This is a genomic window from bacterium, from assembly GCA_040757115.1.
In the GTDB taxonomy this organism is placed as follows: domain Bacteria; phylum UBA9089; class CG2-30-40-21; order CG2-30-40-21; family SBAY01; genus JBFLXS01.
This window is the reverse complement of the sequence record JBFLYA010000144.1, coordinates 1-9,558: the sequence shown is the minus strand read 5'-3', so window position 1 is coordinate 9,558 and position 9,558 is coordinate 1. Positions and strand designations below refer to the sequence as shown.

The following is a 9,558-nucleotide window of genomic DNA, read 5'->3' as shown; positions in this document are numbered from 1 at the left end:
TCTCAAAGAGTTGGAGGAATTTGGTAATATCTTTGCTTCAAGTATTTTAACGCTGAAAGGAAAGAGATAATTTTACTGAACTTTGGCAAAGATAGTTTATAGTTGATAGTTTATAGTTGATAGTTGAAGGACTATAAACTATACACTATAAACTATACACTATAAACCCTAAACTATAAACGAGTTTTGCATTTTGCTCTTTGGAGGAAATTGATAAAAATAGAGGTTTTAAATACCCGCTTAACAACTACAGTTTCTTGGTTTTGCAGAACCCTAAAAATGAGAATTGATAAATAGATAATGAGGAATTTCATGAAAAAGAATAATAAGGGTGGATTTACCCTTCTTGAGTTAATGATTGTTGTTGGAATAATAGGTGTTTTAGCCGCGATAAGTGTAGTTAAATTTATGCAATTGATAGATAAGGCAAGAGAAGCCGCGGCAAAAGCTAATTTAGGAGCATTGCGAGCATCTATCGTTATTTATTTTGCGGATACGAGAGGAATGTGGCCCAGACTATTAAATACTGAAAAGTGGGATAATGGCGGTGAAACTTATCCTCCTTTTGTGCCTGACTATATTCAAAAGATACCCAGAGCAACACTTCAACGGTCTAATCCACATCCGCATACTGAAGAAACTGAAACACATATTCACTATGTCCCAACTAACCTCTATGATGAAATAGCACAGGGACAAATTAATGACATAGGTGGATGGATATATAGCTCTAACAGTGGCGATGTGCGGATAAATTGTACTCATCAAGATACCAATGCCTTTAATAACCTTTCATCTACTATCTATTACTCTAATTATGGACATGAAATATAGTCACCATTCAGGTTTATACAGCTGAAGTATAAAAGGGAAATAAGGGAGATGATGAAGGGGAGAAGGTAAGCAGTGAATCTCACTTTCCCATACATAATCTCCATATTTCCTTTTATTTTACACAAGAGGTGAAGATTTGAAAAAGATATTACTTGCTACTTTATTTCTTTTAATTGGCTCTTCATTAGCCGTAACTGAAGAAATAACAACACCTAATCTTATTACCATTGATTACCGTGAGGCGGATATAAATGATGTTTTACGCTCATTAGCCTCACAGCAAAAAGTTAATATTGTCACAGATGAACCTATCAAAGGACGAGTAACAATACACCTGACAAAAGTCCCTTTTGAAACAGGATTAATGGCTTTACTTAATGCCCATGGATTAACTTATGAAAAAAAAGGTGATATTTATAAGGTAAAAAAAATTGATTTAAAAAAACCTTATACCTTATCTGTAGAGCGTGGATATTTAACCTTAGATGCAAAAAAAGTAGATATTAATGAAATCCTACGAGACATATCTTTACAAAGTGGAGTTAATATTATTACGGATAAATCTGTTGTTGGAGAAATATCAATATATCTAAAAAATGTCCCGGTAGAAACAAGTCTTGAACGAATACTTAGAACGGGTGGCTTTAAATATCGAAAGGTAAAAGATATATATGTCGTTGGAGCAGGTGGCGAAGAAGAAGAGAGAATAGGAACAATTATTGTTAAAAATGGACTATTATCACTGGATGTTAAATCTGCTGATATACTTAAGGTATTACGCGAAATATCCATTCAAGGGGGAATAAATATTGTTGCCGATAGGTCAGTTGTTGGTGAGGTATCTTCTCATCTTGAAAATGCACCATTAGAAGTAGGATTGCGGGCTCTTTTAGAAACTAATGGCTTTACTGTAGAAAAGATTAATGAAATCTTTCAAGTGACCAGAATGGAAGGTAAAAAAACATTTTCTATTATGGTCAACCAGGAAGGATTGTTTACTGTAGATTTAAAATCCGCAAACTTAGAAGAGGTCATAAGGGCGATTGCGGTTCAAGGAAAGATTGATATTGTTACCGCAGGCTATGTCAAGGGTAAAGTAGATGCTCATCTCACTGATGTCCCTTTAGAAAAACTATTAGGACTAATATTAGAAGGAACTAATTTTACATTTACTAAAAGTAATGGAACTTATATTATAGGAGAGGGGGTATCTTTAAGTGCGGCGGCTCTTACCTTTGTTAATTCAGAGGTAATTAAGGTTAACTGGATAAATGTAGAAGAGGCTTTAAAATCTCTGCCAGATGCCTTTCCTAAAACCAATATTAAATTACTTAAAGACCAAAATGCCCTGGCGATTATCGGCACTCAACAACTAATTGATAAAGTGAAGGAATATCTCTCTCAAATAGACAAACCAGCCCCTCAAATTATGATTGAGGCTTTAATTGTTGATTATACAACAACATGGGGTCGAGAATTAGGATTAGCAGAGGCAAAATATCAAAAAGGAAATATTGATATAAAACTATTTCCAGACCAGATTATACCTTTACCACTAACTTATAAAGTTGGGGAATTAAGTAAAGAATTCTCCGCAAGTCTAAGGGCTTTGATAAAAGAGGGAAAGGCAACTATTCGGGCTAATCCTACTCTTGCTACTCTAAATGGACATGAGGCAAATATTGATGTTTTGACAATGTATCGGTATCGAGAACATAGATATAATGAAGCGACTGGAAAATTAGAACCTGTTGGTGTGCCAAGGGTAGTCGAAACAGGGATAAAATTAAAAATTAAACCCTGGGTGACTGCCTCGAGTGAAATTAATGTCGAAATCTCACCAGAAGTTAGTGATAAAACAGGCGAAACAGAAACAGGAGCCGGTGGCGGTTCCTTGCCCATTACCAGCGAACGAAAGGTTAACACAACAATTAGAGTGAAAAATGGAGAAACAATCGTTATCGGTGGATTAGTTCAATCAAAGAAAAATGAATCAGAATCCAGAGTCCCTATATTAGGACGAATCCCAATTATTGGGTATCTATTTAAAAAATTAACAAAAGAGGAATCGCAATCACAACTTGTCATTTATATCACACCGTATATTCTCCCAACTTCTTTAGAAAGTAAAAAATAGAAAGTTGTTAATTATGATAAAAAGAAATGATTTTTTTAATCATGAAAATAACCAAAATATTGAAACCATTTTTCATCGCCAAAATAAATATCACAAAACTCAATGTGCCTTTGCTCAATTATTAGTCTGCTGTAATCAATGTGCTATGGGCCCCTGTCAACTCAGCCATAGTCAACTCCCACTTCATTTAAAATTAATCCATAAACAAAAACTAACAGGTATCTGTGGGGATACATTAGATACTATCATTGCTAAAAACCTTCTATCGTCCATCATAAAAGGAACAACCTCAAGTATAATTTATGCTAAACAGATTGCCTTCTCTTTGTTAGATACATCTTGCCGGATAAAAAATGAAGGCAAACTACAACAAATAGCCAAAAGACTTGACATACTATTAGACAAAAAAGAAGTAGCATTAAAGGCTCTTGCGGATATTGAAAATCCAATACAGAATTCTCCTGTATCTACACGGTTTGTCTATAACTATCTTCCAAAACGAGTAAGACTTGACCTTATTGAAAAGAATATCTTCCCCAATTCAGCCACAAGTGAAATCTTACAGGGTAATCATTTATGTAGTCTGGGTGTTACTTCAAATGAAGAGGATTTTTTAATACAGGGATTTAAGATTGGATTAACAAACCTTTTGACAATGATTATTGCCTCAGAACTTCAAGATACCCTTCTTTTGCCACATCAATTAGTTGAGACAAAAACAGGAATGGAGATTTTAGAACAACCGCAGGTAAATATTATCTTAATCGGACATTTCCCATTATCAGGCGACAAAATTGTCCAATTAGCAAATTCTGAAGAAATGATAACGAAGGCTCATCATCAGGGAGCAACGGGAATAAATATCCTGGGTTTGGGTTGTATTGGAAATGAAATATTAGGTCGAGGTAATATTCATTGGCTCGGTGGGGCAGACCTTCAAGAACTTGCTGTGGGGACAGGTTTAGTGGAAATGGTCATGGCAGATGAGGGATGTGTTTATCCTGCTCTAAAACAAATGGTAAATTCTTTCCATACACAATTTATCAATACTCAAGAAATAAACGATATAAAAGCCGTTGAAATTATCGAGACCGCTATTAGCAATTTTGCAAACCGTAAAAAAACTATCTCCATAGATTCTCCAAAAAAACTAATGTCATTTTCTGCAGGTTTTTCTTTTGAAGGACTGGTTGATATTTTAAGCAAGTTAAATTCAATTGACCCCTTCAAACCTTTACTTCATTGGTTGGTATCTGGTGAAATACAGGGATTTGCTTTATTAATTGGTTGTCCAAAACTTAATGAAACTCATCTCCAAATAGTCAAAGAACTCCTAAAGAAAAATATATTGATATTAGGCACAGGATGTAGTATTTATTCCTGTATTTCTGCAGGACTTATGAATACCACTGCCGTCGTTGAATATGCAGGTCAAAAACTGGGAAATATCCTGTGTAGTTTAGCCCGACAATCTAATATTGAAAAGGCTCTACCACCTATCTGGCATTTTGGGAGTATGATTGATTTTGCTCATATTTTAAATCTTTTATTCGCTATTGCCACAAGACTTGATATGCAATTAAAAGACCTCCCAATAGTCGCTATTGTCAATGAATTGGGAATAGAAAAACCAACGGCGATGGGATTTGGACTTCTAAGTTTAGGAATTCCAGTCCACTTTGGATTAAATCAAACCATTCTTAGTAGTCCCCTCATTGGCAATATACTTGCTAAAAAGGTCATAGAATTATTTGAAGGAAGGATTATTTTAGAAACAGACCCATCTCAGGCGGCTAAATTACTTATTGGCAGTATTGATGAAAAACGCATTGGGTTAAATATTTGATGGTAGATTGGAAGAGTTGGATATAAAAGAATAGAGAGAATTGAAATTGGAAATTCGAAATTAGAGAGAAAGATTCTTGATTTTTGTCCCAATTTCTAATTTCGAATTTCTAACCGCAATCTTTCAAACAAAAGTGAACCGTCCCAGAAAAGTTAGGTTTTCCAGTTTTTATTTTGTAAAAACGAAAAAAAATAGACCGTCCCATCTAAAGTATTTTATTAAAATGCCGATAATTTATTTAGAAGGACGAATAAATCTGCGTTCATTTTCAGAGGAAACGGTCATGAACCGTTAGTTCACAAATGAAGATGAAAATAGTAGATAGAAGGTGGGAGATGGGGAGATAAGCGTGAGGAGTGATGTTTTCTTTACTTTCTACTTTCTACTCTCTACTCTCTACTTTCTATTTTCAGGAGAAGAAAAATCATGGAGATTATTTCAATTATCTTATTTGTTTTAAGCATAGGATTAATCTTTATTTCCTGTTTCTTTTTCAATAATGCTATAGAATGGCTGGGGAAGACATTTGAATTAGCCGAAGGAACTATTGGAAATATCATCTCAATCACAGGGAAATGTCTTCCACAGATAATAATTCCTTTAACTGCCTTTATTTTCCTCCGTGGAACAGAAACTATACCAATAGGTATTGGAGCAATCATTGGTGCACCACTTATTTTATCCACATTAGCCCCTGGTATATTTGGATTGACAATTATATTACTGGCTAAAAAAGGCGAGCGAGATAGTGAAATAGACGCTGATGAGCTAATTATATCAAGAGATTTGAAATTTTTCTTAATTACTTACTCCTTCGCCATATTTGCAGGGTTACTTGAAGATAAGTTCCCACAAATATTCATTGGATTTGTTTTATTAATAATTTATGGCTATTATCTCTATCGAAGTATTGCTTATGAAGAAAGAGCATTTGAAGAACTCTACACCCCATTATACTTCTCAGGGGGTAGAGGAGAAACAACATCAGCAACTATTATCTCCCAACTTGTCATTTCTTTAATATCTTTAATCGGAGGGAGTTATTTATTTGTTCATACTATGAAAGAAATAACTATTGGAATTCAATCTCCATTATTAGGGTTAATTTTAGCGATAATCTTTGCTCCTCTGGTAATTGAAATTCCTTCAAAAATTAATATAATTATATGGTTAAAAGATAACAAAGATACATTGGCATTAAGCAATATAATTAGTTCGATGATATTTCAAGCTACTATTCTGGTTATGTTAGGAATTTTATTTAGTCCCTGGCACTTACAGGGAATAGCACTTCTAACAGGCGGTATTCCCATAGTAGTTTCTACACTTATTTTTATAATGATGAGTATTCAAGAAAAAATTAATCCTTATGTATTATTAGGAGCTAGTGGATTTTATTTAATCTTTCTGGCAGGACTTTTCTTTATGAAATAATTAGTGAGAGATTAAACCTTCGTAACCGTTTCACCGCAAAGACACAGAGATGCACAGAAAAAATTGTAAGAGTTCAGGTAGGATAAAAATAAGGAGAAAGGGAGAGAAGATGGAGAAATGGAGAAAAAGAGTTAACTGATAGGATTATTAATGCCTGTATTAATGTCCATCAAAAGTTAGTGTCGTATTGAGTAAGTTTTGCACGGGGCATCATCAGGTTTCGTAACCTGCAAACGGATAATTGGTAACTGGTAATTGGTAATTGGTTAAATAGTTTCGTCCTGAGCTCAGCCGAACGGTATTTAATTACCAGTTACCAATCACCAGTTACCAGAATCGAATTCCGTGCGTTATTTGTTCAACACGACATTAGGACCTGGTTTTCTGGAGAGCATCTATCACAATGCCTTGAAGGTTGAGTTTGCAAGACAGAACATCATCTTTGAATCAGAAAAAGAAGTCAAGATATTCTATCAAGGTGTTGAGGTTGGGATTGATAGACTTGATCTTTTTGTTGAAGATGAGATTGTGGTAGAGATTAAAACTGTTGAGGAGATAAGTGGGAAGTATTATAATCAGGTTAGAGCATACCTTAGAGCAGTGGATAAAGAAATAGGGTTACTGGTAAATTTCGCAGACTCCAAGATTGATGTTCGAAGGGTGGAGCAAGAAAAAGTTTGAGCCATTTCTCTAATTCTCCCTTTTCCCCATTTCTCCTTGTTTACACTTCTAATGTATAGCCCTGTAATGTATAGCCCTGAACGGTTACAAAAAATTAAAATCTATTCACCAGAAACAGAAATTTCCTTTTTTTTGTGCATTTTGGGTCTTTCGTTGTTTATTAATCTTTTAATACTTACTTTCGAGTAATTGTTTTTAAGCCTTTTTAAACACCGAAAAACACGAAAAAAAAAGATATTTTCCTCTCTCTTTCTCTGCGTCTCTGCGGTGAACAATTACCTTTTATCTATCAATTGAAGTATGACAGAGCATTATTTAAATGTATTCAAAAGTATAACTGCACACATTATACCTACAGCCAGAAATTGTGAAAATCCCTCTAATTCTTGTTTGTCTGTTTTTTCTATAGCAAGTTTTTCTTCTAATTCAACGATAGATGCCTGTAGTATTGCTTCTTCCTCTTGTAAAGATGTTATCTGCTCTTTTAATACCCTAATTTCCTTTTGAGGCGGCTTCTCGTCTTTTTTCCCTGCTTTTTTTAATAACTTTATTTCCTGTTCTAACATCGCAATTTTCTTTAGAAGCGCTTCATCTGGAACAGGAACTTTAACTTCTTTTTCTTTGATAACTTCTTTTATCACTTCTACTTTTTCAGGTTTTTCTTCTTTTTTCTTCTTAAGTATCTCTTTTTTCTCTTTTATTTCTTTTATCTCTTCTTTTACCTCAATTACTCTCTTTTCTAATATCTCCTTTAATTTTTTAGCATCTTCAGCGCTAATGACTAATTTCTCACCTGGAAAAATCAAATCAGGGTTGGTAATAATATTAAATTCCTGGAATTTTTTCCACATAAATGGGTTTTTATAACAAACTTTAGCTATATCCCATAAGGTATCACCTTTTTTAATAGTAATAACTTCAACCTTTTTATCTTTTATTTCTTTAGGGGTAATTTTAGCACTCACTGAGGTAGGAAATATGAGAGAAATAGCAATTATTGTCGAAATTAATGTTTTTAAATTATATTTTATCATTTTATCCTCTCCCCTTTTTACTGTTCATTTTTAAGACTATTTATAAATTTTGGGTAATTATTTATTTACTCATCTGAAGTAAGACAGTCGGTTCACCAACCACGGAACACGGGGGCTTATTTTCTACCTTGCTCCTTGAACCCTGAACCTGACAAACATTACCTCTTGTTTCACTTCAGATGGCTAAATATACCCAAACAAAACTAGTTTGCAAAAACTTTCTTGAAAGGATTCAAGGGTCGAGTGAACACCTTATTTTTCAAGCACTTGAATCCTTCACCCCTCGAATCCTTGATCCCTTTTTAGAACAAAATATTTGCAAACTCAATTTATTTGAGTATAGTTACATCTATTTAGAACTTTAAGGTGCAAGAGATATAGTGGTTGTTAAAATCTTCTATCGCATCGATAGAACCAAAGGCATAATCCAACTGCCATTTCTCCTGTGCAAAACCCATCCCCCAGGTAATATTCCCATCTGCCAGGCCCAGTCTCACGGCTAAAATGGGAATAGGTGTATATTCTAATCCTAAATTATAGCCATATTTTGTATCACTTGTTTTTGCATAATCTTTTTTAGTAGTTATATCAGCGGCAAATATCATTTTGGGGCTATCTAATTTATATCCTACCCCAACAGAAAATACCTCATCTATTTCTTCATCCAGAGTCTCTGCATTAATATTACGGATGACTACCCCATAAGATATATGTTCATACATTGGATGTTTATACAAAGCCCCAATATCAAAACAAAATCCCGAACCTGATCTTGTAGGTGAATTCAAATTTAGCACTCTTAGATTCCCTCCTAAGGCTAACTCAGGCATTGTCTCTATTATATATCCCCCATAAGAAAGGGCAAGAACAGATTCACTCATATCTAATTTTTGCTGATTTATATTCTTACCACCTAATTCATCCCCTGTATTTTGAGTAACGAAACTAAATCCAACATTTTTTTGGGCAATACCAACATAATGATATTTTAGAACCTCTAATTTCTGGGAATACATATAGGTTTCTATCCGTTCGCGTATATCGGCTAAACCCGCGGGATTATAATAAAGTGTATTAATATCATTGGCTAATCCCACAAATGCACCTCCCATACCTAAAGGTCTTGCACCAACCCCTTCAAATTTAAAAGCCGCAAAAGAAAAAGATGTTAACCATACGGATATAACTCCTCCTAATACTACTATCATAATATTTTTCTTTAACATGATAGTTTACCTCCTTTTTATTTTTATTACAGCCTTTCACGAAATTCATAACTCCTTGATTAACAAGAAGTTACAAATACGCTTTTTTCTTATTGCCCTCCTACTATATAACTCCTTGATTTCAAAAGAGTTGCAAATGTCAATTTCTTGCTTTTTCTTGATTTTCACCCCTTTTAAATAGGGGTGGAGGGCAATTTTACTTTTTCCCCTCTACCCAGAGGGAGGCTACACTTACCCCGGGTTTCCAGGCAATTCCCCCTTAATAAAGGGGGTTAGGGGGTTGTGATTGTTCAATCCATCCTTCAATTGCCCTTAAAACATTGTCTATATCTTTCTTTACATCACTATCATTGAATCTTATGAGAG

The 9,558-nt window shown here is 34.3% G+C and carries 8 protein-coding genes; 6 read left to right on the top strand and 2 right to left on the bottom strand.

From position 1 onward, the window contains the following. Window positions 1-312 precede the first annotated feature (312 nt). The 6 genes from AB1422_12635 (at window position 313) to AB1422_12610 (ending at window position 6,932) form a co-directional block, all read left to right on the top strand. Window positions 313-834 (top strand): prepilin-type N-terminal cleavage/methylation domain-containing protein, encoded by a 522-nt coding sequence (locus tag AB1422_12635; protein ID MEW6620160.1) that lies wholly within the window; start codon window positions 313-315, stop codon window positions 832-834. Window positions 835-970: 136 nt separating this feature from the next. After that, the gene (locus AB1422_12630; protein MEW6620159.1) at window positions 971-2,971 is read left to right on the top strand and encodes a secretin N-terminal domain-containing protein; all 2,001 of its coding nucleotides are present in this window, start codon (window positions 971-973) and stop codon (window positions 2,969-2,971) included. Between the two features lie 13 nt (window positions 2,972-2,984). Next, window positions 2,985-4,817: a hypothetical protein gene (locus AB1422_12625; GenBank protein MEW6620158.1), complete on the top strand. Its 1,833-nt coding sequence runs from the start codon at window positions 2,985-2,987 to the stop codon at window positions 4,815-4,817. 328 nt (window positions 4,818-5,145) lie between these two features. Continuing rightward, window positions 5,146-5,277, top strand: a complete 132-nt coding sequence (locus AB1422_12620; protein ID MEW6620157.1) for a hypothetical protein — start codon at window positions 5,146-5,148, stop codon at window positions 5,275-5,277. After that, window positions 5,244-6,251 (top strand): hypothetical protein, encoded by a 1,008-nt coding sequence (locus AB1422_12615; GenBank protein ID MEW6620156.1) that lies wholly within the window; start codon window positions 5,244-5,246, stop codon window positions 6,249-6,251. Before AB1422_12620 ends, AB1422_12615 begins: the two co-directional genes overlap by 34 nt. A 345-nt stretch (window positions 6,252-6,596) precedes the next feature. Further along, a complete protein-coding gene (locus AB1422_12610) occupies window positions 6,597-6,932 on the top strand; it encodes a GxxExxY protein (protein ID MEW6620155.1) in 336 nt (111 codons plus the stop codon). 311 nt (window positions 6,933-7,243) lie between these two features. Here AB1422_12610 and AB1422_12605 read toward each other — a convergent pair whose 3' ends face one another. Together AB1422_12605 and AB1422_12600 are read right to left on the bottom strand one after the other, a co-directional pair. Beyond that, the gene (locus tag AB1422_12605) at window positions 7,244-7,966 is read right to left on the bottom strand and encodes a LysM peptidoglycan-binding domain-containing protein (GenBank protein ID MEW6620154.1); all 723 of its coding nucleotides are present in this window, start codon (window positions 7,964-7,966) and stop codon (window positions 7,244-7,246) included. 353 nt (window positions 7,967-8,319) lie between these two features. After that, a complete protein-coding gene (locus tag AB1422_12600; protein ID MEW6620153.1) occupies window positions 8,320-9,192 on the bottom strand; it encodes a hypothetical protein in 873 nt (290 codons plus the stop codon). Window positions 9,193-9,558 lie beyond the last annotated feature (366 nt).

Excerpts from the sequence above, each read along its gene's own strand:
- AB1422_12635 (MEW6620160.1), top strand. The coding sequence starts at position 313 with ATGAAAAAGAATAATAAGGGTGGATTTACCCTTCTTGAGTTAATGATT.
- AB1422_12625 (MEW6620158.1), top strand. The coding sequence starts at position 2,985 with ATGATAAAAAGAAATGATTTTTTTAATCATGAAAATAACCAAAATATT.
- AB1422_12615 (MEW6620156.1), top strand. The coding sequence starts at position 5,244 with ATGGAGATTATTTCAATTATCTTATTTGTTTTAAGCATAGGATTAATC.
- AB1422_12605 (MEW6620154.1), bottom strand. The coding sequence starts at position 7,966 with ATGATAAAATATAATTTAAAAACATTAATTTCGACAATAATTGCTATT.
- AB1422_12600 (MEW6620153.1), bottom strand. The coding sequence starts at position 9,192 with ATGTTAAAGAAAAATATTATGATAGTAGTATTAGGAGGAGTTATATCC.